The organism is Pseudomonas sp. FP1762, from assembly GCF_030687105.1.
GTDB lineage: Bacteria > Pseudomonadota > Gammaproteobacteria > Pseudomonadales > Pseudomonadaceae > Aquipseudomonas > Aquipseudomonas siliginis.
On sequence record NZ_CP117458.1, the window covers coordinates 3,214,823 to 3,241,758 of the forward strand.

The 26,936-nt window shown below is 60.4% G+C and carries 17 protein-coding genes; 2 read left to right on the forward strand and 15 right to left on the reverse strand.

Translation table 11 applies throughout. The features are described 5' to 3' along the window. Nucleotides 1–12: 12 nt before the first annotated feature. From PSH90_RS14320 to PSH90_RS14370, 11 genes are all read right to left on the reverse strand, one after another. Nucleotides 13–3,090: an autotransporter serine protease gene (locus PSH90_RS14320; RefSeq protein WP_305380842.1), complete on the reverse strand. Its 3,078-nt coding sequence runs from the start codon at nucleotides 3,088–3,090 to the stop codon at nucleotides 13–15. A gap of 189 nt (nucleotides 3,091–3,279) precedes the next feature. After that, nucleotides 3,280–6,225 carry an autotransporter domain-containing protein gene (locus PSH90_RS14325; RefSeq protein WP_370695101.1) on the reverse strand — a complete coding sequence of 982 codons (2,946 nt, stop codon included), beginning with the start codon at nucleotides 6,223–6,225 and terminating at the stop codon, nucleotides 3,280–3,282. 872 nt (nucleotides 6,226–7,097) lie between these two features. Then, nucleotides 7,098–8,468 carry a TolC family outer membrane protein gene (locus PSH90_RS14330; protein WP_252882087.1) on the reverse strand — a complete coding sequence of 457 codons (1,371 nt, stop codon included), beginning with the start codon at nucleotides 8,466–8,468 and terminating at the stop codon, nucleotides 7,098–7,100. 2 nt (nucleotides 8,469–8,470) lie between these two features. Beyond that, on the reverse strand, nucleotides 8,471–9,820 hold the full coding sequence (locus tag PSH90_RS14335) for an HlyD family type I secretion periplasmic adaptor subunit (RefSeq protein WP_305380844.1): 1,350 nt from the start codon (nucleotides 9,818–9,820) through the stop codon (nucleotides 8,471–8,473). Beyond that, nucleotides 9,817–11,589 carry a type I secretion system permease/ATPase gene (locus tag PSH90_RS14340; RefSeq protein WP_305380845.1) on the reverse strand — a complete coding sequence of 591 codons (1,773 nt, stop codon included), beginning with the start codon at nucleotides 11,587–11,589 and terminating at the stop codon, nucleotides 9,817–9,819. Before PSH90_RS14340 ends, PSH90_RS14335 begins: the two co-directional genes overlap by 4 nt. A 179-nt stretch (nucleotides 11,590–11,768) precedes the next feature. After that, the gene (locus PSH90_RS14345; protein WP_191636954.1) at nucleotides 11,769–12,191 is read right to left on the reverse strand and encodes an AprI/Inh family metalloprotease inhibitor; all 423 of its coding nucleotides are present in this window, start codon (nucleotides 12,189–12,191) and stop codon (nucleotides 11,769–11,771) included. A gap of 91 nt (nucleotides 12,192–12,282) precedes the next feature. Next, nucleotides 12,283–13,728: a serralysin family metalloprotease gene (locus PSH90_RS14350; RefSeq protein WP_305380846.1), complete on the reverse strand. Its 1,446-nt coding sequence runs from the start codon at nucleotides 13,726–13,728 to the stop codon at nucleotides 12,283–12,285. Between the two features lie 463 nt (nucleotides 13,729–14,191). Further along, a complete protein-coding gene (locus tag PSH90_RS14355) occupies nucleotides 14,192–15,277 on the reverse strand; it encodes a polyamine ABC transporter substrate-binding protein (RefSeq protein WP_150740902.1) in 1,086 nt (361 codons plus the stop codon). A 55-nt stretch (nucleotides 15,278–15,332) separates the two neighbouring features. After that, complete coding sequence (locus PSH90_RS14360) at nucleotides 15,333–15,677, reverse strand: cupin domain-containing protein (RefSeq protein ID WP_041480281.1); 345 nt, start codon at nucleotides 15,675–15,677, stop codon at nucleotides 15,333–15,335. Between the two features lie 31 nt (nucleotides 15,678–15,708). Next, on the reverse strand, nucleotides 15,709–17,115 hold the full coding sequence (locus tag PSH90_RS14365; protein ID WP_252884278.1) for an FAD-binding oxidoreductase: 1,407 nt from the start codon (nucleotides 17,113–17,115) through the stop codon (nucleotides 15,709–15,711). Between the two features lie 52 nt (nucleotides 17,116–17,167). Continuing rightward, entirely contained in the window at nucleotides 17,168–17,980 is an 813-nt protein-coding gene (locus tag PSH90_RS14370; RefSeq protein ID WP_305380847.1) for a nuclear transport factor 2 family protein, read from the reverse strand. Nucleotides 17,981–18,244: 264 nt separating this feature from the next. On the opposite strand from PSH90_RS14370, the gene PSH90_RS14375 reads away from it, so the two are divergent. Then, nucleotides 18,245–18,517, forward strand: coding sequence for a DUF1652 domain-containing protein (locus tag PSH90_RS14375; protein WP_041480416.1), 273 nt, complete (start codon nucleotides 18,245–18,247; stop codon nucleotides 18,515–18,517). A 49-nt stretch (nucleotides 18,518–18,566) separates the two neighbouring features. Here the strand turns inward: PSH90_RS14375 and PSH90_RS14380 are convergent, their stop codons facing one another. After that, nucleotides 18,567–21,041, reverse strand: a complete 2,475-nt coding sequence (locus tag PSH90_RS14380) for a UvrD-helicase domain-containing protein (protein ID WP_305380848.1) — start codon at nucleotides 21,039–21,041, stop codon at nucleotides 18,567–18,569. A 259-nt stretch (nucleotides 21,042–21,300) separates the two neighbouring features. On the opposite strand from PSH90_RS14380, the gene PSH90_RS14385 reads away from it, so the two are divergent. Continuing rightward, complete coding sequence (locus PSH90_RS14385) at nucleotides 21,301–21,996, forward strand: pirin family protein (protein ID WP_305380849.1); 696 nt, start codon at nucleotides 21,301–21,303, stop codon at nucleotides 21,994–21,996. 55 nt (nucleotides 21,997–22,051) lie between these two features. Here PSH90_RS14385 and pgm read toward each other — a convergent pair whose 3' ends face one another. The 3 genes from pgm to PSH90_RS14400 all read right to left on the reverse strand — a co-directional run bounded on the left by pgm (nucleotide 22,052) and on the right by PSH90_RS14400 (nucleotide 26,723). Beyond that, nucleotides 22,052–23,698 (reverse strand): phosphoglucomutase (alpha-D-glucose-1,6-bisphosphate-dependent), encoded by a 1,647-nt coding sequence (gene pgm, locus PSH90_RS14390; protein ID WP_305380850.1) that lies wholly within the window; start codon nucleotides 23,696–23,698, stop codon nucleotides 22,052–22,054. Nucleotides 23,699–23,806: 108 nt separating this feature from the next. Next, entirely contained in the window at nucleotides 23,807–25,207 is a 1,401-nt protein-coding gene (locus tag PSH90_RS14395) for a PLP-dependent aminotransferase family protein (protein ID WP_305380851.1), read from the reverse strand. 49 nt (nucleotides 25,208–25,256) lie between these two features. Continuing rightward, nucleotides 25,257–26,723, reverse strand: coding sequence for a hypothetical protein (locus tag PSH90_RS14400; protein ID WP_252867676.1), 1,467 nt, complete (start codon nucleotides 26,721–26,723; stop codon nucleotides 25,257–25,259). Between the last annotated feature and the right edge of the window lie 213 nt (nucleotides 26,724–26,936).

A 26,936-nucleotide genomic window follows, 5' to 3' on the forward strand; every position in this document is an offset into this window, starting at 1 on the left:
GCCGGTTACGCCTCAGAACTGCCAGTCGAGGGTCAGACCGACGCCGTGATCCTTCTCGTTCGAGCCGATCAGGCCGTTGTAGTCGAGGTTGACCCGCACCTCGCGATTGAGCGCCAGCCCGGCGCGCACGCCCACCACAGCGGCGTCACGATCCATCGATACGCTCTGCACGGTGAAGGCGCTGTTGCCGTTGGCGAAGGCCAGATGGCTGTCGGCATCAACGCTGCTCAGGTTGTGCTGCCAACCGAGGCTGGCGCCCAGTTCCAGCTGACGCTGATCCGACAAGGCGAAGCTGCGCTTGGCGCGCACGCCGAGGGTCGACAGCACCACGTCGCGATTGTCTTCACCACCCTTGAGCGCGGCAGCGTCACCCTTTTCGGTGAAGCTGTCGGTGTTGAGGTGCACGTAGGACAGATTGGCGAACGGCTCCAGGTTCATCGGTTGCAGGCCCAGATCGTATGCGGCCTCGGTGAACACTTGCGCGGTGGTCGCGTCACGTTTGGTTTTCTGTTTGCCGCTGACGTCGCCGAACTGCAGATCACGTTTGACGTCGATGCGATGCCAGCTGTAGGCGCCGCCGACGGTCAGGCGCAACGCGTCGATCTCATGGCCCAGATACGCACCCAAGTGGTAGCTGTCGACCGACGCCGACGAATGCGTGCCGCTGCCCATGCTCAACGAACTGTCGCTGTAACCGGTGACGAAACCGAGACGGGTATCTTCAGCAATCAGACCGTCGACACCAGCCAGCAGCCCGCCGATGGAGCTATTGGAATCGGCATTGTCGTATCCGCCGTCACTCTCGCCCCACGAGCCGAGGACCTTGACCCAGACGTTGCTGCGATCATCAGTCGGCGCATCGGCGTTGAACAGATCACGCTCACGCAGGCGTTCGCCGACGGCTTCGCGCAGGTAGCGGCTGTCGTTGATCAGCAGCGTGCCGATGGCCGGGTGAATCTCGCCGGACAACTGTTGAAAGGCCTGCTGCGCCGACGCCGCGTTGGGCGACAGCAACAGGGTTTCGAACAGCGCATTGCCCGCCCCCAGACGTTCGGCGGCGGCACCGACGGCGCGCTGGTTCGGCGTCAGACCGACGCTGGCGAACGATGCCTCATTGCGTCCCACCGCCAGCTGAATGCCGCCCGCCGAGTAATCCAGGGTGCCGCCAAGGAAGGCGTAATTCGGCAAGACCTGACCGAAGCGCCCTTCAATGCCGCCCGCCGCTTGCAGGATGTTGTAGCGGGTACCGAGCAGGCTTTGCACTTCGCCGGTGCTGAGCAAGGTCGGGCTGTTTTCCAGCGACAGGCTCACCGTGGCACCGTCGATGATGGCTTTGCCGCCCGCAACGATCTGATCGCTGCTGGTTGGCGACAGCTCTACGGCGTAGGTCGAACCCGGCGCGAAGGTCACGTCACCGGCGACGTTCAGGGTGCCGATGGAGTTGCCCGGCGCCACCGTACCGCCGCTGTTCACTGCCAGCGCGCCGATGCGGCCATTGCCGCCGAGGATGCCGCCATTGTTGACAGTGACCGCCGATTGCAGCGAACCGTTGATGGCCAGTCGACCCTGATTGACCAGGGTCGGGCCGCTGTAAGTGTTATTGCCGGTCAGCACCAGGGTGCCGATGCCTTGCTTGGTCAGACCGCCGTGGCCGCCGATGTCGTTGCGCCAGGTGTCGAGGCCGCACGTGATGTCGCTGCACACGCGTTCGGTGGGTTTGCCCTGATCGATGATCGCACCGATGCCCGGCAAATCAGCCACGAACTGGCCGGAGCCGTAAGCGCCCTGCACGCGAAACTCTTCGGGAATGTCCTGCTCGGTGACGAACATCGCCGGGCCGTCGATGGCCTTGCGCAGGTTGATCATGCCCCAACCGTACAAGGCGTCGATGCCCGGTGCGCCGAGGTCGGTGGCGGTGGTGCGCAACACGCTGGCGACTTGGTCGCCGCTCATGTACGGAAAACGCTCCATCAGTACGGCAATGGAACCAGCGACATGCGGCGCCGCCATCGAGGTGCCGTTGTAATTGGCGTAGCTGGTGGTCAGGTTGCCGGCGTTGGTGCCTTCGATGATCGAGCTGTAGATCTTGGTGCCCGGCGCCGAGACGCAGTAACTCGCCGTATAGCCGCAGCGCGAGGAGAACGTGCTGATCACGTACGGATTGGCGCTGGCGGTGTCTGGGTTCTGCTGCAACGCGGCGACGGTGATCCAGTTCGGCGCGATGTCCGGGACGAAATAACCCAGGCCGGCAATGGCGTCGGGATTGTTCAGGTTGTAATCGTTGCCGGCGGCAAAAATGGTGACGATGCCGCTGCGAGCGGCGGCGATGGCGCCGTCGTAAGCGCCGCCGGGTTTGGTGCCGAGCAGCGTACGGATTTCGTTGAATTGCAATTGCGCGTCGTTGACGGTGAAGTGCGGATACGCCGGATCGCGGCCGCCGAGGTCGAAGCGGTCGGTGATGCCGATGCCCCAGCTGTTGTTGATGATCCGCGCCCCGCTGGCGATCAGCGCATCCCAACCGGCCTTGTACACCGCGCCGTCGTTGCCGCGCACGATGCCGTCTTCCGGGCCTGGGTCGCCGTTATCGGCGCTGATGATCTGCGCACCGAATGCAACACCGTGCATCACCCCGCCGTCGCGACTGCCCGCCGCGATGCCGCCGACGTGCGTGCCATGGGCGCCGAGCTTGCCGTTGGAGCCGACCGAGGGTGAACCGTCATAGAGGAACGCATCGCCGGCCTTTACCGGGATGTAAGGGTCGGTGTATTCGCGAATGCCGCTGGTGACCAGGGTGACGACTTTGTTACTGCCAGAGAACTCCGGATGCGCGGCGTAGACCGGCTGATCGAAGATGCCCAGTTTCACGCCTTTGCCGGTGTAGCCGGCGGCGTAGGCGTAATCCGCGCCGATCGCACCCAAGCCCCAGTCAGCCTTGAATTCATTGCTGCGCCAGCTCGACGGGTCGCCGCTGCGGCCGTTCTCAACGTAAGGCGCTGCCTGCGCCATCGCACTGGCACAGAGCATGGCGACTGTCAGGGTTTTCAGGGCAAAGCGGCCACCCGATTGCGCGGGGGTATTATTGTTATCCATCCACGACCTTCCTTAGTGATGTTGCGAAAAATCCGGTTGTTTCAATAGTTGTGGCGAGGGGATTCATCCCCGTTGGGTTGCGAAGCGACCCCCAGGAATTTTTCCAACCTACGTAAACACAGGTTTTGCGACTGCTGCGCAGTCGAGCGGGGATAAATCCCCTCGCCACGGTGACTCAAACACATGCAATCAGAACTGCCAGTTCAGGCTCAGGCCAACGCCATGCAGCTTCTCGCGGCTGGCCAGTTGGCCGTTGTAATCGAGGTTGACCCGCACGTCCTTGCTCAAGGCCAGACTGGCCTGCACGCCGACCAGTGCGGCATCGCGTACCAGCGCTGAGCTCTCCACGGAATACGGCGTGCCGCCGCTGGCAAAACGCAAATGCTGCTCCGATTCGATATCGCTGAGGCTGTGCTGCCAGCCGAGACGCGCGCTGACGTCCAGCGCTTGCTGGCTGGAAAGGTTGAAGGTTTTGCTCGCCCGTACGCCCAGAGTGCTCAGCGCCACATCGCGTCGATCTCCAGAGCTTTTCAGCGCAGCGGCATCGCCCTTCTCGGTAAAGCCCTCGGTGTCCAGATGCAGGTAGGTCAGGTTGGCGAAAGGTTCCAGCGCCAGCGCTTGCAGCTGCAAGCGATACGCCGCTTCGCCGAAGACTTGGGTGGTGGTCGCGTCAACTTTGGCTCTCTGCTTGGCGCTGACCTCGTCGTATTGCAGATCGCGCGTCACATCGCCGCGATGCCAGCTGTAGGCCGCGCCAGTGCTCAAGCGCCAGGCGCCGAGGTCGTGTGCGGCGTAAGTGCCGAGGTGATAGCTGTCGACTTTCGCCGAAGAATGCGTGCCCGAGCCCATGTTCAAGGAGCTGTCGCTGTAACCGGTGACCAGACCGATGCGGGTCTGCTCGTCCAGCGCGCCGTCGACCCCCGCCAGCAGGCCGCCGATCGAGGTGTTGTAGCCGGCCGTGTCGTGGCCCGAATCGGTGCTGCCCCAAGCGCCGAGGGCTTTGATCCAGCCGTTGCTGCGGGTCGCCGAGTCATCGTGCAGCCGCTCGCCAACCGCATCACGTAACTGGCGACTGTCATTGATCAGCATCGTCCCCAGCGCCGGATAAATCTCGCCGCTCAGTTGCTGGAAGGCTTGCTGCGCCGAGGCCTGAGTCGGTGCACGAAGCACGCTTTCGTAAACCGAATTGCCGGCGCCCAGACCTTCAACTGCAGCGGCCACCGAGCGCTGGTTCGGCGTTTGCCCGACGCTGGCGAAGCTGGTGGCATTGCGCTGGATATTCAGCTGGATGCCGCTTGCGGCGTAGTCGAGGGCGCCGCCGATGAACAGGTAGTTCGGCACTACTGCAGCGAACTGCCCCTGCACGCCGCCGGCCGCTTGCAGGATGTTGTACTGGCGACCGAGCAGGCTTTGCGCTTCGGCGCTGCTGAGCAAGGTCGGGCTGTTTTCCAGCGCCAGGCTGACGCTGGCGCCGCTGACGGTTGCCGTGCCGCCGGCGACGATGCGGTCACTGCTGGTGGGCGACAGCTCAACGGCGTAAGTCGAGCCCGGGGCGAGTGTCACATCACCAGCGACGTTCAAGGTGCCGATGGAATTGCCCGGTGCGACACGGCCGCCGCTGTTGGCGGTCAACGCGCCGATGCGTCCGGAGCCGCCGAGGGTGCCGCTGTCGTTGACGGTGACCGCTGAGGTCAGCGAACCGTTGACGGTCAGCAGACCGCCGTCGACGGTAGTCGGACCGCGATAGGTGTTTGCGCCACTGAGCAGCAATTGCCCGGCGCCGGACTTGATCAGGCTGCCCTCATACACCCGGTTTGCCGCTGCCGCATCACGCAGCATGCCGACGGCGTAATCGGTCTGGTCCTGCTGACTGGCGCCGGCCGGGACACCGTTCTCCCAGCCTTTGTCCTGTAGGGTTTGCTGCCAGGCGCTGTGCTCGGCGAGGTCTTCGTTTTGACGCTGGAGCAGCGCCTTGTCGGAGATGTCATTGCTCCAGACATCGCGCTGCCCTGCCCCCAGATTCGCGTCGAACGCACCGAGCAATTGCCCCGGCCCGCGCATCGCCCGATTGAGATTGGCGACGCCCCAGCCGACCCGCTCGTTCGGTGCGTCGGTGACCGCGCCATCGAGCTGGGTGGCGGTGGTCAGCAGCACCTCGAGCGTCTGCTGGTTGGTCATGTACGGATAACGCTCCATCACCAGCGCCAGGGCGCCGGTCGCGTGCGGCGCCGCCATCGAGGTACCGGACTTGATCGCATAACCGCCACCGGGAATGGTGCTGTCGATCTTCGCCCCTGGTGTGGTGATGCACCAGTATTTGGCGATGCCGCACTGGTTGTATTTCTGCTGATTGCTCTGATCGAGCCCGGACACCGCCAGCCAGTGACCTTCCAGATCCGGCTGAAAGTACGGCAGCGCCGAACGTACGCTGGCATTCGGGTAGCCGCTGTTGCCGGCGCTGAAGACATTGATCACGCCGCGCCGGGAAACATCGGCAGCGGCGTCGAGCCAGGTGCCCTTGTTCCAGTGTTGCGCGTAGGCGGCGTGCAGATCCGCGAGAGTGCGGTAACTGACATCCGGCGGCTGACTGCCCCAACTGTTGTTGATCGCTCGAACCCCGGCATCGGCGAGGCTGTCGTAGACCGCTTTGAAATAACGCGGATCAGGGCCGGGGCCGAAGAGGAAACTGTCGTTCTTGTTGGTGTTGCCGACGTAGATTTGCGCGTTGTACGCCACCCCGTGCATGCCGCTGCCGTCACGGGCGGCGCCCATGGTGCCGACCACGTGGGTGCCGTGGGAATCGTTGTTCGGGTTGAGCGTGCCGTCGACGTTGAACGCTGAGCCATCGACGTAGCTGCCGCTGGCGGTTACCGGGTGATAACGGTCGGCGGAGAATTCGGGGTGGGCGGCATCGAAACCGGAATCGAGCGCGCCGATTTTCACGCCCTTGCCGGTGATGCCGGCTGCGTAGGCCTGATCGGCCTGCATGCGTTCCAGGCCCCAGTCGCGCAAGAACTCGGCGCTGCGCCAACTGGCCGGATTGCCGGGCTGGCCGGGTTCCAGGTATTGCGCCTGCGTTGCCGAGGTCACCAGCAATAGCGTGCCGAGCGAAATCGGTTTGATGCGTACGTCCATGGTCATCATTCTCGTTTTTGTTGTTTTGTTCAGGGCTGATAGCGATGTCGCCCGTTCCCCTCACCCCAGCCCTTTCCCCGAGGAGAGGGAGCCGATTTGTGTTGATGTCAAAACCTGCGGCCTGCTCGGTCGCTCAAGTCGATGCAGCTATCGCAGGCCACTCGGTCCGTCCCCTCTCCCTCTGGGAGGGTCAGGGTGAGGGCTGTTGCGCGACCACAAATGCTTCGTCCACCCGCACCAGATCCTGCTCATTAACGTCTCGGTGCAAAGCTTCAGATCCTGCGGTGTCGCCCGTTTCCCTCACCCCAGCCCTCTCCCAAAGGGAGAGGGAGCCGACCGTGTTGTCTTCAGTTATTCAGCGACCTGGAAAACCAGTCGATTACGGATTCAGCACAGCTCGTTCAAATCGGTGCATCTCGCCAATCTCCCCGGATCGGTCCCCTCACCCCAGCCCTCTCCCAAAGGGGGAGGGAGCCGACCGTGTTGTCTTCAGTTATTCAGCGACCTGGAAAACCAGTCGATTACGGATTCAGCACAGCTCGTTCAAGTCGGTGCATCTCGCCAATCTCCCCGGATCGGTCCCCTCTCCCCCTGGGAGAGGGTTAGGGTGAGGGCTGTTGCGCGACCACAAATGCTTCGTCCACCCGCGCCAAATCCTGCTCATTAACGTCTCGGTGCAAAGCCTCAGATCCTGCGGTGTCGCCCGTTCCCCTCACCCCAGCCCTCTCCCAAAGGGAGAGGGAGCCGACCGTGTTGTCTTCAGTTATTCAGCGACCTGGAAAACCAGTCGATTACGGATTCAGCACAGCTCGTTCAAGTCGGTGCATCTCGCCAATCTCCCCGGATCGGTCCCCTCTCCCTCTGGGAGAGGGTTAGGGTGAGGGCTGTTGCGCGACCACAAATGCTTCGTCCACCCGCGCCAGATCCTGCTCATTCAGCGTCCCGGCGTAGTAATGCAATTTGGTCCAGGCCATCAGGTAGTCGTAGCGTGCCTGGGCCAGGTCGCGGCGGGTGGTGAACAGTTGCTGCTCGGCGTTCAACGCATCGAGATTGGTGCGTTCGCCGCCCAGAATGCTTTGTCGGGTCGAGACCACCAGCGCCTCGGCCGACTTCAAGGCCTTCTGATAAGCACGCAATTTGCTCACTCCGGACAGGCACGCGCTGAACTGTCGGCGCAGTTCGATCAGGGTTTCGCGGGTTTTGCCATCCAGCTCGTACTCAGCCTGCTCCATGGTGCGGCTGGCCTGACGTGTGGAGGCCGACACCCCGCCGCCGGCGTACAGCGGCACGCTGACTTCCAGGCCGATGGTGTTGGTTTCGTAGCGCTGGTTATAGGTGTTGCCGCTTTCGGACTCGTTGTCGCGCATCGAGGCATAAGCACTGACTTTCGGCAGATGCCCGGCGCGGTTGCGTTCGACTTCATAGCGCGCCACTTCCACGGCCTGACGCTGCGAAGCGAGGTTCGGGTTGTTGCTGATCGCCAGTTCATGCCAGGTGTCGAAGTTGGCCGGTTGCAGGGTGAAGGTCTGGAATTGCTGACCAAGCGGCGCCAGATCACCGATATCCACCGCCGGCACGCCGACCAGCGCCCCGAGCTCACGCAAGGCGGCATCCTGCTCGTTGCGCGCTTCGATCTCCTCGGCAGTCGCCAGCTCATAGCGCGACTCGGCTTCGAGAATATCGGTGCGCGTGCCCTCGCCCTGCTTGAACATGTGTTCGTTCTGCTGGAACTGTTGCTCGTAGGCCTTCTTCTTCGCCTGGGCGATGTCGATCTGGTCCTGGGCGAACAAGGCTTTGGTGTAGTTATCCAGCACGCGCACCAACAGTTCCTGACTCTTGCCGCGAAACGCTTCGTCGGCAAACAACGACTGCGCCACGCCTTTGCGATACGCCGCGTAAGCTTCGTAATCGAGCAGCGGTTGCTGCACCGTCAGCGCCGAGCCGTAACTGTTGTAGTTGCGCTCATCGGTGCGGTTGCGCGCGCGATCATCCAGAGACGTAGCCTTGGACGAGTTGCGGCCCTTGTTGTAGGTGTAGCCGATCCGTGGCAGCAGCCCGGCGCGGCCAATCGCGCGGTTTTCCAGGCCTGCATCGCGCTCCTTGATTGCACCGAGAAACACCGGATCGTTGCGCAACGCCTGTTCGTAAATCTCGAATGGCCCCATGGCCGCGACTGCCGAGTGACTCGCGAGCAGCGTCATTGCGGCCCCCAGCATGCAAAGCTTTTTCATACAGCCGAACATCCTTATTCCTCGGTCAACGCAGAACCGGCGCGATCGAGCAGCGGTTTGAACAAATAGTTGAGGAGTGAACGCTCACCGGTGCGCACGAACATTTCCGCCGGCATACCGGGCTTGATCACCAGGCCGTTGAGCTTTTCCATGGCCTGATCGCTGACGCTGCAGCGCAACACGTAATACGGCACGCCGGTTTTTTCATCGACCATCTGGTCGGCGGAGATCAGGCTGACTTCGCCGGGCACGCGCGGGGTTTTGCTCTGGTTGAACGCGGTAAATAGAATGTCCACCGGCAAATGCGTGCCGACCTTGTCGATCAGGTTGACCGGCAAGTGCCCCTCCACTTCCAGGGTGGTGCCTTGCGGAACGATCTCCAGCAGGGTTTCGCCCTGACGCACCACGGCGCCTTCGGTGTGCACACCGAGGTTGACTGCCACGCCATCGGCGGTGGCGAGGATCTCGCTGTGTTGCAGGTCGAAACCGGCGGAGGTCAGCTGTTCGGACAGCGTCACGCTTTTGAGCTGCGCATCGGCCAGTTGCGTGCGCACTTCCTTCTGGTATTCCTCGCCGTGCTGCTGCAACTTCAGGCGCGATTCAAGGATGCCCTGCTCCACGCGCCCGCTTTCACCGGTGTTTTCCGCCAGTTGCTGCTGCACTTGCGACAGTTGCCGCTGGTAGTCCATCAAGCGGTTGCGCGGGATGTAGCCGTTGTCGGCCAGCGGTTGCAGGTTGCTCAATTGTTGCTGCAAGGAACTGGCCTGGGCATTGAGGTCGCTGCGGGCGCGGCGCATGCCGGCCAGTTGTGCGGTGGCGCCTTCGATATTGGCGCGCAGTGCCGCTTGTTCCCGGGAGAACGCTTCGCGGCGGCTGCTGAACAGTTGCCGCTGGTCTTCCAGCACCAGCGCCAGGCGCGGGTCCGGGTCGTTGCTCAGCTCGGCCGGAAAGCTGACTTGCTTGAGGTTGTCGCGCTCAGCTTGCCAACGCGCGAGGCTGGCCCAAGCCATGCGGTACTGCGCCTGTAGCGATTGCACGTCGGCAGCCACTTGCGTCTGATCAAGGCGGAACAACGGCTGGCCCTGCTTCACGATCTCGCCTTCGCGCACCAGAATCCGGCTGACCACGCCGCTGCTCATCGACTGCACGGCCTTGCGCTTGCCCGAGACCACCACCGTGCCCTGCACCGGAATGCCCTGATCCAGCGGCGCCAGTGCCGCCCAGGTGAAGAAACTGCCAGCGCCGACGATGGCCAGAATCCAGCCCATGCGCGCGAAGAATTTCGCATCACGCTCCGGGCGCTCGGTGAGGTAGGCGTGTTCCATGTTCGCTTCGTTTTCAGTGTTCATGCTGGCGCTGCTCATACACCCGAATTCCTTGTCGAGGGCTGATACTGCCGGCTCATGCTGAGCCCGCCCGGTGTTTGTGCGGCTTTTTCGCGTTGCTGTTCGTGCTGGCCGGAAAGTGCCTTGAGCACATCCTGACTCGGGCCGAACGCCTGCAAGCGGCCATCGTTGAGCACGAGCAATTTGTCAGCCTGAGCCAATACCGAAGAACGGTGCGTGACCAGAATCACCGTGGTGCCTTGCGCCTTGAGTTGCGCAATGGCGCTGGCCAGTGCGGCTTCGCCGACGGTGTCGAGGTTGGAATTGGGTTCATCGAGCACCACCAGACTCGGCGTGCCATATAGCGCGCGGGCCAGAGCCACGCGTTGCTTCTGGCCACCGGACAAGCCGCTGCCGTCCTCGCCCAGTTGCGTGTCGTAGCCCTGCGGCAGGCGCAGGATCATCTCGTGGACACCGGCCTGTTGCGCGGCGGTGACGACTTTTTGCGGGTCGGCTTCGCTGAAGCGCGCGATGTTTTCGGCAATGGAGCCGCTGAACAGCTCGATGTCTTGCGGCAAATAACCGATGTAGGGGCCGAGCTGGTCGCGGTTCCAGCGGTGAATATCGGCACCGTCGAGGCGCACCGTGCCGCCCAGAACCGGCCACACGCCGACCAGCACTCGAGCCAGCGTCGACTTGCCGGAACCAGACGCGCCGAGCACGCCGAGCACTTCGCCAGCACTCAGATTGAAATTGACCATGTGCAAAGTGGCCGCACGCTGCCCCGGCGGGCCGGCGCTGACTTGTTCGAAGCTGATCTGGCCTTTCGGTGCCGGCAGTGCCATCGCCTCGTCGCTAGGCGGAAACGCCTGCAACAACGCATCAAGGCGCCGGTAAGCCAGCTTCGCCCCACTCCACTGCTTCCAAACGGCGATCAACTGATCGATCGGGCTCAGTACGCGCCCCATCAGGATCGAACCGGCGATCATCATCCCCGCAGTCATGTCGCCCTTGATCACCAGCAACGCGCCCAGGCCCAGCACCAGGGATTGCAGGCATAGACGCAAGGTCTTGCTCAGCGAACTGATCACCGCGCCGGTGTCGCTTGCCTGGTTCTGCAAGCCGAGAAAGCGCGAATGCACCCCGAACCAGCGCTTGCGCAGCGAGCCGAGCATGCCCATCGCCTGAATGGTTTCGGCGTTGTGCAAGTGGCTGGTAGCCAACTGACTGGACTGCTGGGAAAAGCCGGCGGCTTCGCCCAGCGGTTTTTTGGTCATGTATTCGTTGAGGCAGGCCAGTGCGATCAGCAGCAACGCGCCTGCCGTGGCCAGCACGCCGAGCCAGACGTTGAACAGGTAAATGACAACCAGATAGACCGGGAACCACGGCGCATCGAAGAAGGCGAACAGCGCCGGGCCGGTGACGAACTGGCGGATGTGGGTCAGGTCGCCCAGCGACTGCCCGGCGTTACCCTCGCCCTTGAACAGGTTGCGCTCGAACGCGGCCTGATAGACGCGCAGATTGAAGCGCCGCTCCAATTGGCTGCCGATGCGGATGACGATAAAGCTGCGGATCACTTCCAGCAGGCCGATGAAGGCGAAGAACCCGACCACCATCAACGACAGCATTGCCAGGGTTGTTTCGTTCTGTGACGACAGCACCCGATCGTAAACTTGCAGCATGTAGATCGACGGCACCAGCATCAGCACGTTGATCAACGCGGTGAAACAACCGACGCTGATCAGAATGCTTTTATAGTCGCCCAATGCCTTGATTAACGGAGCGGCCGGAGACTTCGCCATCTTCATTGATTCTTCCTGAGTTCATAGTCTCGTCGGTGCGGACGAGCATTCCATTGATATTTCGCGTACCTGCCAAAGATCATTTGCAAGTAGTGCTTACAATTTCATAACAAGTTGATCGGCTTCGCGGTTATAACGCTCAGTTATTGCAGTACATCAACTTTGCGCAACTACCCAGCCACCGCTTAGTGCCCGATGCGTTCGAGCAAGATAAGCAATTGCGAACTCAACCTGCTTGCGTAAGAGCCATCCCCCCGGCGGCTGAAAAAGGCGATTTTCGAACCCTCCTTGCCAGTGATGGCAATGCCATCGGGTTCTGGAAACCAACCAATCGGGGCTTCGCTCAACCATGCGCCCAGACAATCGGCGCCCTCGCCCAAGGTCTTGTCTGGCGCAAGATCGACAACGCATGTGTTCGACGGCTTGTCTTGCAACGACCGCGTTTCGGGTGTGTCGTGGTGACCGGTCAATGTGGCCTGCCAGCGCCCGGCGAATGCCGAGGGTTCTTCGAGTCTGAGGCTGCTTGCCATGCTTGTCGCTCCGGTCATCATCAGCGTGACTGCCATCAGCCATGCCATCGTCGTGTCAGTTAAAACGTATCGAGTCATAGGAAATTTCACTTCCGCTCGTAGCCTTGCTCGGGGATCAGGCCGATGCAAGCGAAGAAAGCGACGCACGAGGCGCCGCTTTCCTTTCACATCACGCCACGATGTCGCTGGTCGCAGCCTGGCCCACGGTGCTGACGATGAAGTCAGCCACGCTATGCCCGGAGAAATCCACCGACAACAGGCTATTGCCGCCCGACGAGGTCAACACTGCGTCGCCAGCCGAACCGGTGAAGCTGTTGACGAAGTGCAGGCCCGCACCGTTGGTGATGCCGGTCAGGTCGATTTTGTCCAGACCGCTGACGAAATCGAGGATCTGATCGATCGCACCTGGCTTGGAGTCCGAGCTGGCGGCGAACACGAAAGTGTCCGAACCGGCGCCGCCCCACAGCTTGTCGGCACCGCCAGCGCCGTACAGGATGTCGTTGCCGGCACCGCCCTTCAGCTCGTTGGCCACGCTGTTGCCGATCAACAGATCGCTGCCGGAACCGCCAATCGCGTTCTCGATGACCGCGCCCTTGGCGATCGACACGTTACCGACCATGCCGCCAACGTCGGAGAACGAAGCGCTGTTGAGGTTGATCTTCTGGTTCTGGGTGAAACCGGAGAAATCCAGGGTGTCCTTGCCGCCGGCATCCCACACCGAGAACACCACTTTGTCGCTCGACGACGACGCACTGAGGAAATCGCGGCCGGTATTGGAGTTGAAGCCGTAGGTGGTGTCGCCGGTGCGGGTGGTGGTGTTGGCGCCGTAGAGTTTCTGGATGGCTGCGATGTCGTCCATCAGCGGGCCGGACGAATAGGCTTCGACGCCGCCCTTGCTGAAGTTCTGGTTGGTGTTGCTCTCGCTCCAGTAACTCATGACGCTGTAGCCACGGGTGTCCTGGCCGTAGGTCGCGTCGTTGTAGGTCGGGTTGCCGTTGCCGGCGTTGTAGTCGCCAGGGTGAGCAAGGCCCAGGGTATGGCCGATTTCGTGGGTCAGGGTCTGACGACCGTAGTTGTTCAGATCCGGGTTCTTGTTCTGCGTGTAACCGCTGTTGATCAAGTACCACGAGGTGCCGTCATAACCGGCGCCGGTCCCCGGCAGATAGGCAAACGCCGCAGCGCCATCCTGGCCACCGCTGTAGTTACCGAAGGTCATGTGCCCGTCGCCGCCCGAGGCTCTCTCGGTGAAGGTGACATTGGCCACATCGGCCCAGGACTGCATGGCGAGCTTGGCCTGCGCCTGTTGCTGCGCGCTGAACTGACTGAACCCGGTGATCCCGTGCTTGTTCATCGTGCTGTTCGAGGCCGAGGTCAGGAACGTATAGGTGAGTTCGATCTTGCCGCTGCTGTCCTTGTCCTGGTAGGCAGCGCCGTCACGCAGCAATTGCGTAGCCGCCTGGTCGACGGAGTACGAGGGTTTGCCATTGACCGTGAGGTTGCCGCCACGGTCGTACTGATGGCTGAAGCTATTGATCTGGTTGTACGCCGAGCTGAAGGCAGCCAGCTGGAAAGCCTGTTCGGCGGAATCAACAGCATTGGTTTTAACTTTCGACATAAACACACTTCCTTGTTTAGCAATGGAACAGTTTTTGTCCGACAGGACGATCTTTGGCGAGATCGTCCTATCACTCGCCCAATGAAGGCGTAACGAACCTGACACAATTGGAAATCTGTCGTAAAGGATTTTTTTGCGATCCAATTTGGTGGTATCAGGAAACTGCCGTAAACAAAGCGTGCGGGGAGGAAAGATTGTTTTTAGTTGCGATGAGGGCGGAAATTGTCTGACGATTTTCTATTTAAATATTAAATATCGCTAAGTTTGAATTTGTTGGGCAAGTCACACTTTCAGTCAGCGGTGCCAGTGCTTTGATATCAACTATGCTGATTCATTGAATAACAAATGTGGGAGCGAGCCTGCTCGCGAAGGCGCCAAGCCAGTCAACATAAGAGTCGAATGACAAACCGCTTCGCGAGCAGGCTCGCTCCCACAGGGGTCTTGTACGTTGGCCTGAAAAAACTCAGCTGCCGGTACGAATCTTGTTCCAAACCCGCGTCCGGATCCGGTCGATATTCAGCGGCATCGCTTCCAGCGCGAACAGCTTGCCCATCATTTCCGCACTCGGGTAAACCTTGGTGTCGTTCTTGATCGCCGGATCGATGAGCGTGTCCGCCTGTTCGTTGCCATTGGCGTAATGCACGTAATTGGTGATGCCGGCCATGACATCGGGGCGCAGCAGGTAGTTCATGAAGGCGTAGCCGGCCTTTTCGTCCGGTGCGTCGGCGGGCATGGCGACCATGTCGAACCAGATGGCCGCCCCTTCCTTGGGAATCGCGTAACCGATCTCGACGCCGTTCTTGGCTTCCTTGGCGCGGTTCTCCGCTTGCAGGATGTCGCCGGAAAAGCCGACTGCTACGCAGATGTCGCCGTTGGCCAGGTCACTGGTGTACTTCGAGGAATGGAAGTAGCTGACGTAGGGCCGCACTTTCATCAGCAAAGCTTCGGCTTTTTTGTAGTCTTCGGGATTCTTGCTGTGGTGTGGCAGGCCGAGGTAGTTAAGTGCCGCCGGGAGCAGTTCCGGGCCGTTGTCGAGGATCGCCACGCCGCACTTTTGCAGTTTTTCCATGTATTCGGGTTTGAAGATCAGATCCCAGGAATCCACCGGCGCGTCGTCGCCCAGCACCGCTTTGACCTTGGCGATGTTGTAGCCGATGCCGGTGCTGCCCCACAGATAAGGGAAACCGTGCTCGTTGTTCGGGTCGTTGGTCTGCAAGGCTTTGAGCAGTGCCGGGTTGAGGTTCTTCCAGTTCGGCAACTGACTCTTGTCGAGTTTCTTCAGCGCCCCACCCTGAATCTGCCGCGCCATGAAGTGGTTCGACGGGAACACCACGTCGTAACCGGATTTGCCGGTCATCAATTTGCCGTCGAGGGTTTCGTTGCTGTCGTAGACGTCGTAGGTGACGCCGATGCCCGTGTCTTTCTGGAAATTCTTCGTGGTGTCCGGGGCGATGTAGTCGGACCAGTTGTAGACCTTGACCGTCTCGGCCGCGTGACTGACGGAAGCGGCCAGCAGCAGCGGCGCCAATGCGAGGGTTTTCTGGATCATGGGGCGATTCCTGTATGGGCTTTTTTTGTTGGCAGGCAATCAAAGGATCGAACAATCAGAAAATCAGCACGTAGCTCTTGCGCACGGTTTCCTGGATATCCCAGATCCCGAGCGTGTTGGCTGGCAACATCAGTGCGTCGCCGCCTTGTATGTGAAGGGTTTCGCCGCCACCGTCGGGGGTGAAGGTGCAGCGCCCGGAAATGAAATGGCAGAACTCCTGCGCGGTGATCTGCCGCCGCCAGCGGCCCGGGGTGCATTCCCAGACGCCGGTTTCAACGCCGTCATCACGCTCGACGCTGGTGGTCGAGGCAATTGCGACGGGCTCGCCGAGGGGCACGGCGACCGGGCTGGATTCATCGAGCTCCAGCGTGGCGGTGTTCTTGAATTGGGTGATGCTCATGGCGTGACCTGTTTATTGAGGGAAACGGCGTTTAGTGCATGAAACCTTCCATGAACCCGGCGACTTGGCTGGCGAGCTTGCGCCGCCAGGGCGCGGTCGCCGGATTGGCCAGCGTCTGGTCTTCATGCACGAAACTCTTGATGATCGCGTTGTAACCGAGCCAACGGCATGGCTCCGGTTCCCAGGCACGCAGCGCGTGAATGCCACCGTCGGGCAGGACCCACGGTTGTTGGGTCAGCTCGCTGTCGCGCTCAAGAATCAAATCGGCCAGCGTCCGGCCGCCGAGATTGCTGGCACCGACGCCCTCCCCGCCATAACCGCCCGATAGCGCGATGCCGTTGGCGCGGTCGCAAAGCATGTGCGGCTTGAAATGCCGCGACATGCCGAGGTTGCCGCCCCAGGCGTGGGTGATCTGCACGTTTTTCAGCTGCGGGAACAGTTCGCCGAACAGATAGCGGCGCAACTCGACTTCATCGCGAGTGAGGTTGAAGTCATGGCGAAGCTTGCCGGCGAACTGATAACCGCCACGGGCGCCGAAAATCAGGCGGTTGTCGGCACTGCGCTGGCCATAGGTGACCTGACGGCTGAATTCACTGAAGGCCTGGCCGCGATTGAGGCCGATTTCGTCCCAGGTCGCAGCGGACAGCGGCTCGGTGGCGACAATCAGACTTTGCACCGGCAACTGATAGCGACCAAGCGGCGGCAACGTCACCGAATAGCCTTCTACGGCCGGGACGATCCAACGGCTGCGCACGCTGGCCTTGGCAGTGCGCAAACTGCCGGATTGCCAGTGGGTAACCGGGCTGTTTTCGTAGATTTTCACGCCCATGTTCTGCACGGTACGCGCCAGGCCACGGACCAGTTTCGCTGGGTGAATGGTCGCGACATGGGGGGCGAAGATGCCGCCGTAGGGCTTGGCCACGCGGATCTGCTGGGCCAGTTGCTCAGGGCTCAGCCAGCGGTAATCGTCGTCAGTCAGGCCTTGGGCATGCAGCTTGCTCAGGTAATCGCGCAGCACGGTTTCCTGCTCTGGGTAGCGCGCCGCACAATAAAGCACCCCGCCCTTGCGGTAATCGCAGTCGATGCCTTCGCGTTCAACGACGATCTCCACTTCATCGGGGATGCTGTGCAGGAGATCAAACGAAGCCCTGCGCTGCTGCGGCGATAAGCCTGCGAGCAAGCGATCCTCACCCAGCAAGTTACCCATCAGCCAGCCGCCATTGCGTCCGGACGCACCGAACCCGGCGGTTTGCGCCTCGATGATGGCGATATCCAGGCCGGGCGCCTGTTTTTTCAGGTAGTACGCCGTCCACAGTCCGGTGTAACCGGCGCCGATGATCGCCACGTCGACATCTAGATCCCGCTCAAGCGCAGGGCGCGCCAGCAGCGGCTCATCGAGCTGATCCATCCACAAACTGATCGTGCGCCACGCCGACATGCCAGACTCCGCCACTGAAAACCTTCGATGGCGTCGATCCTAGTGGCTGCCTTCAGTGGATGTCTTGCGCGCGTGCCCGCAGAGAAATTTGTTTGGCGTAGGCCTTGGGCGACTGGCCGGTGTGCTCGCGAAAGCATTTGTAAAACGCCGACAGCGAATTGAAACCGGCGGCAAACGCCAACTCGTCGACGCGCAATGGCGGTGCGGCGCTGTCCAGTGCACGCAGCAAATGCTGCAGGCGCGCCTGGTTGACGTAGCGATAAAAGCTTTGCCCGAGTACCTGATTGAGCAGATAGGAAATCTGATTGCGGCTGTACCCGCACTCCTTCGCCACCCTTTGCAGGTCAAGTTCAGGGTCCAGATAAGGCTGCTGCTTCTCGAAATACTGCTGCAGGTCTTCGGCCATGAAGCTCAGTTGGCGCGGTGACAGACCGAGACGACTGACCGCCGGACGGCTCGGTGCCGAACTGCCGTTGGTTTGGGTACGCACCAGCGAGGCGTATTCATTGACGCGCCATATCAGGCCGTCCTTGACCGTGATCGCTTCGCTGGAACGGAACGACACCAGGCCATCGCCGCCACGCAAGGTCACCTCGTACTGAATGAACGCGGTGTTGCCATCCACCCGAATGCGGTCGCAATGCTCGAGCAGTTCGTCGGATTCTCGCGGCATGCTCACGCGCACGTACTCGCATAACTCATCCAGTCTGAGTACGCGATTCTGAAAGAAATCGTTGTACTGGATATCGGCGTGATAAAGCGCCATGACGCTGTCCAGATCCCGGTGTTTCCAGCTCAGGTGATAGCGCATGACCGTGGCGGCCGTGGCCTGGGTCTGTTCTGGGCCGTCGTCATCGGCGTGCATAAGCGGCTCGGCGAAAAAGAACCGAGCTTGCCCAACTTCCTCTGCCGCTTCAATGAAAAATCCATGGTGGCGTTTTGGCGATAATCGATGAGCCAGTGACTTACATCAAAAATGCGAATCAATCGCTAAACGGACTGAAAAAACTCACAGTTTTTTCACACACGGATGCTACTTTTAAAGCTCAAGCACTGGTTGAGCCAATGAAGGCTCTTCCCACCTAACATGAGCAAAAGGAAGCGCTCGATGAAGCAGGCGGGCAACACCATGAATAAAGGGTTCAGCAAAGTCACCTTTCCAAACGCTTGCCAGCTGATGCGCTGGCATTTTCATCCCATGGGTTTCGAGGCGACGATGGATGCGCCGGGCAGCCTGATCGCCCGTCTGTTTGATCGTGCCAGCGGCGAAACCATGATCGCCATCGCTGGCATTCCCTGCGCAACGGTGATGAACGCGGCGGACGTCGAGCGCATCATCGAGGCCATCGAAGATGAGCTGGAAGCTTTCACTCCTCCGGAATCTCTCAAGAACTACGCATAACCACCTGATTTAAAACAAAAAGCCCGCAGCGATGCGGGCTTTTTATTGGTCAGGCGCTGACCTTTTCGCGTCGATGGTCGACGAAGAACGGCTTGCCCTTGGCAACTCGATCCGATGCCCTCGGCATGTTTACCGCTTGGATTTCCTGCGGTTCGACGTACCAGTAGCAATGGCTGACGGCGCGCGTGATACCGACGTAGGCAAGGCGCAGGATTTCGTCCTTTTGCGCAGTGTCGTACGGCTCGCTATCGCCACTTTTGCCCAATCCCGCCATGCGATACACCTGGTTCTTGTACGGAGAACTGGTCAGATGCTGACAATCACCCAGCAGGAATACCGCATCAGCCTGCAAGCCTTTGGCGCTGTGATAGGTCAGCTGTTTCAGCCGCCGCGCATCATAGGGCAAGCTCGAATCCACATTAAGTACAGGCTGAATATGCTGCTCAATCAATAACTTATCGCTGCTTTTTCGATAAAGCATCAGGATTGAATCACCCCGCCGGTAATGCTCGGCCAGACGCTGCCCCAACGCTTCATCGTCACGCTCAAGCACGTTGACCGGGTGAAGCGGCTTGGGCTCACCACTGGCCTTGGCCTTCTTGCCTGCGATCGCCGGCGCTGCACGGACAATGTGTTCAGCGGCGTCGATGATGTGCTGGTGGCTGCGGTAGTTGTCACTGAGCATGACCCGCGTGGTGCTCGGCGACGGAAATTCCTTGTTGAACTCCATGAAGTAACTCGGAGAACTGCCGCGCCAGCCGTAAATCGACTGCCAGTCATCACCGACGCACAATAGCGACGACCGCTGCGCCCCTCGCCCAACGTGCATGGCCGGGCCACGGCTGCGGATTTCATTGAGGCTGGCGCGAATCCACGAAACGATCTGCGGCGATACGTCCTGGAATTCGTCGATCATCAAATGCGCCATCGGCCGCAGCAACTCATCGCTGAGCAGCTTGAGGTTGTCCGGCGAGTGTTCGCTGAACAACGCGAACATGCGGTTGTAGGTCATCACTGGCGGTTTCTGATCCAGCAGGTGATCTTCAAATGCGCGCCAGAACAGGCTCAGGGCCTCAAAGAAAAAACGATCAGGATCGTCCTTGGCGAAGCTCATCCGGCTGACCGCGTCCGGCACATCCAGGCCGAGGTTTTCGATGAAGCCCGCCGCGGCGACAAAACAGTCCAGCAATGGCGCGGATGCCAGCTCGCCCTTGACCTTGTAATCAAATCCGGGACCGGCGCTGGCATCTCCGGCCAACGTCGCAAGAACGCGCCTGGATGACTCGTAACTATCCATCCATATCAATGGCTTACGGCAGAAAGCTTGAAACAGAGTGCGCTTGACCGCCCACTCTGCACGGACACTCAGCTTGGCGTTGGGTCGAGTCAGCTGGGCGTTTTCCTTGGGATCAAAGCCGAGCACCACCCAGGCATCGAGGCTGGGAATATAGCCGTGAGCGTGGAACTTCGAGCCATTGATTTCGAAGGCCTGCCGATTCGGCTCGATGCCTTTAATGGGCCACGCCCCTGCACGAAACCATAAATCTTCAATCACATCGCAGAGCTCTTCATCGCGCTTGGCCGCCAGTTCGGTGACCGCCATGCGTTTCTGCACATCGGGGTGGTCGCGTTCCAGTTCCTTTAATTGCAAACCCGCGCGGGACAGCGGCTGGATCAATTGGCGGAAACGCTCATCCTCGTTGAACAAGCGGTGGTAGCAGGCATTGAGTTGCTGCCGTTGCGCGTCGTTGATCCGCAGGTCAAACGGATTGCTGTCGACCTCCTCTGCGCCACTTTGCGGGCGATCGCTGAGGTTCTCGAAGGCCTGCAAGCGCTCGAAACCCGGCAGGCTGCGCACCATCGGCAGGATGCGCGAGTGGAAGGTTCGCACCAGTTCGCGCGCCTGCTTGAGGTTCAGCGGCTGCCCCCACAACGTGAATATTTCGATGAGCTTGTTAATGAAGTCCTTGCGCGATTCACGGGTGAAGGTCACCACAGTCATCGAATCCAGCTCAAAACCCAGATAATGGCTGAGCAACAGTATGCGCAGCACCAGCGTGGTCGACTTGCCGGCGCCCGCACCGGCGACCACCGAGGTGGACGGCGTATCGCTGAAGATCATTTTCCATTGCGCGGCGCTGGGCTGGGCGTGGGCCGGGAGCAAACGAGCGACGTCAGCCTTGATGCGTTTTTTCAATTCGGCGGTGAGCGGCAGGCGCCAGTCATCGAACAGGTGGTTATCGACACTGGGCGGCCGATGCTCGGTGTTGCGGCTGTCGCGAATCAGCAGCACCTGACGGCCCTCTTCCAGCCCCTCGAGCTTGCCTTCCTTGAAGCCGTACTCGACGCCGGCTGTGTGGCCACTGCGAAATCCGTCGGCTTGCCCGTGCAGCCACGATGCCCGGTGCTGGGCGCGCAATTTTGTCAGACCGTGACCAAAGAATCGCGCAGCCAGACGCTTGAACCAGGGCATCTCGGCCAGTGGACGAAGTTCAGGGGGAAGATCGGGGGTGTGTTGCGCCACGCTGACGGACTCCAGGGTGTGAGGCTGTGGCGGCTATGGTGTCTGGATTTGCTGATGAGTTCTAGCGAAATGCTTACAGGTCATCGGTTTAGGCGACGAATTGAAAGTCGGATGAGACGATTTCGAGGCACATTCTCATCAAATAAACTGATCATGATGCGGCAGTTTTTGCGCTTTTTATCGATGATTGCCTGATAGATGATCGTCGTCATCAACCACGGGGCCCGCCCCCTGACGAACCTAATTTAAGGAGACGATCATGCTTGAACTCAGACCCTTCAGCTCGCTGGGCGGCGCCCATCATGGCTGGCTGGACGCGCATCACCACTTTTCGTTTGCCGAATACTATGATCCGCAGCGGATGAGCTGGGGTAACTTGCGCGTGTGGAACGACGACATCATCGCCGCAGGCACCGGTTTCCCGCAGCATCCGCACCGCGACATGGAAATCATCACTTACGTGCGTGAAGGTGCCATCACGCACCAAGATAATCTGGGCAACCAGGGCCGCACCGAAGCCGGTGATGTACAAGTGATGAGTGCCGGCACCGGCATCGCCCACAGCGAGTACAACCTAGAAGACAAGGAAACCAAGATCTTCCAGATCTGGATTCTGCCGACCGAAACCGGTGCGCCGCCGTCGTGGGGCGCCAAGCCGTTTCCCAAAGGCGAGCGCGAAGGTTTTGTCACCTTGGCCAGCGGCAAGGACGGCGACGATGAGAGCCTGCACATTCGCGCCAATGCGCGCCTGGTGGCGGCGAACATCAAGGCCGGTGAAACCGCAGAATATCGACTGGATGAAGGACGGCGCGCCTATCTGGTTCCGGCCACTGGCGTGATCGAGGTCAATGGCTTGCGTGCCCAAGCGCGTGACGGTGTGGCGGTAGCCCATGAGCAAGTGCTGACGGTCACGGCGATCGAGGACAGCGAGATCGTACTGGTCGACCTGGCTTGATCGGCAAGGCAATAAAAAAGGGCAACCATTACGGTTGCCCTTTTTCATGTGCGCATCATTTGCTGGAAATGGCGCCGTCTACCAAAGTTTGCGCCTCGGCCACCAGTTGCTTGAGGTGGTCGTCGCCGAGGAAGCTTTCGGCGTAGATCTTGTAGATGTCTTCAGTGCCCGAAGGACGCGCGGCGAACCAGCCGTTTTCGGTCATGACTTTCAGACCGCCAATGGCCTGATCGTTGCCCGGTGCATGGCTGAGGATGCTCTGGATCTTTTCGCCTGCCAGCTCGGTCGAGGTGACCTGTTCCGGCGCCAGCTTGCTCAGCAGTGCCTTCTGCTCAGGGTTGGCCTTGGCGTCGACGCGTACCGAGAACGGTTCGCCCAGTTCGTCGGTCAGCGCGCGGTAGGCCTGGCTTGGATCGCGCCCGGTGCGCGCCGTCATTTCGGCGGCGAGCAAGGCTGGAATCAGCCCGTCCTTGTCGGTGCTCCACACGCAGCCATCCTTGCGCAGGAACGAAGCACCAGCACTCTCTTCACCGCCAAAACCCAGAGAGCCATCGAACAGGCCATCGGCGAACCATTTGAAACCGACCGGCACTTCGTACAGGCGACGGCCCAGGCGCTTGGCCACGCGGTCGATCAGGCCGCTGCTGACCACGGTTTTGCCCACGGAGGCATCAGCGCGCCATTGCGGACGGTTCTGGAACAGGTAGTCGATGGATACCGCCAGATAATTGTTCGGCGCGAGCAAACCACCGGACGGCGTGACGATGCCGTGGCGGTCGTGATCCGGGTCGCAGGCAAACGCCACGTCGAAGCGCTCTTTCAGGCCGATCAGGCCCTGCATCGCGTGGCTGGACGATGGGTCCATACGGATTTGGCCGTCCCAGTCGACGGTCATGAAACGGAACGTTGAATCGACCTGTTTATTCACCACTTCCAGGTCGAGACGATAGTGTTCGGCAATGGCCGACCAGTAGCGCACCCCTGCTCCGCCCAGCGGATCGACACCCAGACGCAGCTTGGCGTCGCGGATGGCATCGAAGTCGATGACGTTGATCAGGTCGGCGACATAAGTGTTCAAGTAATCGTGGCGATGGGTGGTGCTGGCCTTGAGCGCCTGCTCGTAGCTGATGCGTTTAACCCCGGCCAGTTTGTTCGCCAGCAGCTCGTTGGCCTTGGCTTCGATCCACTTGGTGATGTGGGTATCGGCCGGGCCACCGTTGGTTGGGTTGTATTTGTAGCCACCGCTCTGTGGCGGGTTGTGCGACGGCGTGATGACGATACCGTCCGCCAGGCCGGAGGTGCGACCGCGGTTGTAGCAGAGAATGGCGTGAGAAACTGCCGGGGTCGGCGTGTACTCATCGCCTTCGGCGATCATCACGGTGACGCCGTTGGCGGCGAGGACTTCCAGCGCGCTGGCGCCGGCCGGGGTCGACAATGCATGGGTGTCGATGCCGACGAACAGCGGGCCGGTGATGCCCTGGGCTTCGCGATACAGGCAGATCGCCTGGCTGATGGCCAGAACGTGCCATTCGTTGAAACTTAAATCGAACGAACTGCCGCGGTGGCCGGACGTGCCGAACGCCACTCGCTGGGTAGAAATCGATGCATCAGGCTGGCCGGTGTAATAGGCCGTAACCAGTCGCGGGATGTCGACCAACAGTTCTGCCGGTGCCGGTTTGCCCGCAAAAGGACTGAGTGTCATGCAAAAACCTCTGAAATCGGAGTGGTTCAGGAAATGCAGCGCAGTTTACTGGCAGTTTGACCACTGTGCGACGGGATGTATCCGAAACTCGCCCGATGTTTTTTAACGTTATTGACCGGGCGACAGGCGCATGGCATCGCCGAGCAAGCCGATGACACTCGGCAAATCCCGCTCGCCATGGTTCAGCGCGCTCAAACGCAGATGATCCGCATGCAAGCCCTGCAGACTGAACAGCTCGCCCGGCGCCACGATGATCTGTTGCTTGAGCAGGCGATGAAACACGCTTGCCATGTCGACCGGGCGTAACGAACGCACCCACACCGTCGCCCCGCCCGGCGGCTCGCCAATCTGCAGGGTATCGCCCAGGCGTTCGCGCAGTGTCTGGATCAACACGGCTCGCCGCTCACCCAGCATTCGCCGCAACACGAATAAATGCTGATCAAGCCGTCCGCCATTCAACAGCCGCGCAATCGCCTTTTGGCGAATGGGCGACAAGCGAAACGCCCGCAGCAGAAAATGGCGCTGCAATTCCTCGCGCCAGTGACGCGACAAGACAAAGCCGAATGGTGCTTCGGCGCCGATGAATTTCTCGAAAGTGGAAAACACCAGCAGACGATCAGGATCGAGCCAACTGCGCAAACGCTGCGAATCATTGCGCTCGTCAAGCTCGCTGTAGCAGTCGTTTTCCAGTACCCAGACGCCATGATGATTGAGCAACTGCGCCGTGGCCTGCTGACACTCGCGAGTGAAACCGTTGCCTTGGGGCATGCTCAGTACGGAAGACAGCAGGATCAAACGAACCGGCTCGTTCTTCAGCAGTGATTCGAGTGCCGACAGATCGAGCACGCCTCGGGCAAGCAATGGCCACTCGATCACGCGTACTCCGCACGACTCGAGCAGGCGCAGGATGACCCAGTCGCACGGTGATTCGACAATCACGGTGGCCTGACGCAATCCAAGCACCGAAATCAGAATCTCCAGGACGCCACGCAGATCAGCGCCGATATAAATGTCATCGGCATGCCAGAAGTGCTCTGTCGAGCTGGTATACCGCGCCGCCAGCGCAACCCGCAGTTCCAGTTCACCGCAAGGCTGCACGAATGTCTGCAACTGACGCGGGTATTGACGCAAGAGCTCACGTTCCGAGGTCAGCAACGGACTGTCCAACGGTTGCAGCGAGGCCGGTTCGTCAGCACTCAACACACACATCCCGGGACGCCTGGCGTTGACGTACAGGGTCTCCAGCAGGTCATTGCCGTTGCCGGGTGCATCCATGCTGAACTGCGCTTGCGCGTAATACCCTGACTTGGCGATCGAATAGACCCGGCCTTCCTTTTCCAGAAGCGAATAGGCGTATTGCACAGTTGAGATGGAGACATTCAGCCGGTCCGCCAGTTGTCGCAAGGAAGGCATGCGTACCGCCCCACCACCTCCGGCAGCATCAATCAGCGTTGTCAGATATCGATAAACTGCCTGATAAACAAAGTCGTTGTCCCGCGCGCCCTTCACACCCTCATTTCCGTAGATATTGGTTCACAATCCAGGCTCTGGCTCACCGTCAGCGTTCCGTCGACCGCTCGAACGGCGCAGCCGAACGCGCCTCGTCCGAACCCGAACTCTCCGAGGAGAATTGCGCAGGTGCATCAATCTGCACAGGACCCATCGCATACAGGCGGTTCAACAGCCTGACTGGCAAGCCGCTGACTTCCGTCAGCCACTTCATCACCTGCTCAGGTGCGTGCAGACCCTGCATGGCGCGGTGCAGGTCCGGCATGGCGACCAGCATGCCGGGATGACAATTGCGCAGGAAGCGTTCGAGACCTTTGCCGTTGTCGATGAACGGCGCAAACAGCAGGCACGCCAACTGCGTTTCGGTCAATCCGAAACCATTGCTGAGGTAATCCTCGGCAAGCATCCGCAGTTGTTCTGGCCCGCCGGCGTTGTCGTAGCTGGCCAGCAAGTGCTCGCAGACGGTTTCGGCAACCTGCTTTCGCCGCATGTCGGCCAGCGTGTGCCGGACGTAATCGTCGATGCCCGCCTCATAGGCGCGCCCCTCGATGAACCGTGCGTACAAACCTCGCACATGTGCCGAGATCAGAGGATCAGCAAACACCGCTTCGCCTTGGTATAGCGCCAGATCATCAGGTTCATAACCGAGAAACTCGCCCAACAGCGGCCAGCGATCCTCGAGCTTGCCGACCATCATGTCGTTGATGTCGATAAAACTGGTGCGCCGGCAGGCTTCGAACTCACCTTCCGGCCGCCACACGGTCCGGTCATCATCGGCACGCAGTTCCCGGTAAAAGTCGTCACCGAGTTCGTCGAGCAGAGGAAAAAGCGTTTCGAATCCGGCATTGACCAGGCCTGGAGCCGGTATTGCCACTCGCTGCATCGCGCGGTTCAGGCCTTCGAGGAAATGCTGCTGACTGCCTTTGGTTTCGGTGCTGATCATGGCGTCGACGCCGTTGTTCCAGCGCGCGATCTGGCTGTAGTACTCGGCCGTCGCCAGGTAGGCGTCATCCCATAATTCAGGTGTTTCCAGCCAGGTGCGACAGTGCCCCACCAGCAGCAGATTGACCCGGCTGGCCTCGCGCCCTTCATTGCTGACAGGCGTGCGATGGTCGAACGGCAGGACCTCGCGGTTATCCACCATCAGCACCTCGACCCGCGGATCGTCATAAAGGAATAGCGCGCTGTAGCTGCGATGCAGGTTTTGCAGGGCGAGCGGGCTGTCGCCATTCCAGCGCAGGGAAGCCACGCGCAGCTGAAAGGTCGCCGGAGCACGGCCGGCAATGGTCAACTGAGCGGCCCGGAGCAAGGCCAGGGTATAGCAGCCGTCCCGCAGGCCGGACTGAGGCACCAGCACCTTGAATTGCCCGATGTTTTCCATGCCGCCTGCGGCCACCACCAGGCGCTGTATCAGCAATTGCAATGCCGTGCGCTCGGCTCGGGAAAAGAAACTCAGCAAACGCTGCAATACTTGCTGATAGACATAGTTCATTGCCTGATCATGGATCGTGCTCATCGGTATTTACCCGGTATCAAAAGTTTCATGCCGCGCAGACATGACAGTAGGCGCGCGGCAATTGGATCAATAAGTAATAGACGCTGAAATGCTAACACTTACAAAGTTGTAGTTATTTGAAACACTTCACCTGAACAAAGCCTTCCAGATGCCAGGCTTGACGCTCAACCACCCGTATTCATTGGCCTTTCGCCACTCAACAATGTTCTGAGG

Coding starts and splice junctions, on each gene's coding strand:
- PSH90_RS14320 (WP_305380842.1), bottom strand. CDS start 3,090: ATGGATAACAATAATACCCCCGCGCAATCGGGTGGCCGCTTTGCCCTG.
- PSH90_RS14325 (WP_370695101.1), bottom strand. CDS start 6,225: ATGGACGTACGCATCAAACCGATTTCGCTCGGCACGCTATTGCTGGTG.
- PSH90_RS14330 (WP_252882087.1), bottom strand. CDS start 8,468: ATGTTCGGCTGTATGAAAAAGCTTTGCATGCTGGGGGCCGCAATGACG.
- PSH90_RS14335 (WP_305380844.1), bottom strand. CDS start 9,820: ATGAGCAGCGCCAGCATGAACACTGAAAACGAAGCGAACATGGAACAC.
- PSH90_RS14340 (WP_305380845.1), bottom strand. CDS start 11,589: ATGAAGATGGCGAAGTCTCCGGCCGCTCCGTTAATCAAGGCATTGGGC.
- PSH90_RS14345 (WP_191636954.1), bottom strand. CDS start 12,191: ATGACTCGATACGTTTTAACTGACACGACGATGGCATGGCTGATGGCA.
- PSH90_RS14350 (WP_305380846.1), bottom strand. CDS start 13,728: ATGTCGAAAGTTAAAACCAATGCTGTTGATTCCGCCGAACAGGCTTTC.
- PSH90_RS14355 (WP_150740902.1), bottom strand. CDS start 15,277: ATGATCCAGAAAACCCTCGCATTGGCGCCGCTGCTGCTGGCCGCTTCC.
- PSH90_RS14360 (WP_041480281.1), bottom strand. CDS start 15,677: ATGAGCATCACCCAATTCAAGAACACCGCCACGCTGGAGCTCGATGAA.
- PSH90_RS14365 (WP_252884278.1), bottom strand. CDS start 17,115: ATGTCGGCGTGGCGCACGATCAGTTTGTGGATGGATCAGCTCGATGAG.
- PSH90_RS14370 (WP_305380847.1), bottom strand. CDS start 17,980: ATGCACGCCGATGACGACGGCCCAGAACAGACCCAGGCCACGGCCGCC.
- PSH90_RS14375 (WP_041480416.1), top strand. CDS start 18,245: ATGAATAAAGGGTTCAGCAAAGTCACCTTTCCAAACGCTTGCCAGCTG.
- PSH90_RS14385 (WP_305380849.1), top strand. CDS start 21,301: ATGCTTGAACTCAGACCCTTCAGCTCGCTGGGCGGCGCCCATCATGGC.
- pgm (WP_305380850.1), bottom strand. CDS start 23,698: ATGACACTCAGTCCTTTTGCGGGCAAACCGGCACCGGCAGAACTGTTG.
- PSH90_RS14400 (WP_252867676.1), bottom strand. CDS start 26,723: ATGAGCACGATCCATGATCAGGCAATGAACTATGTCTATCAGCAAGTA.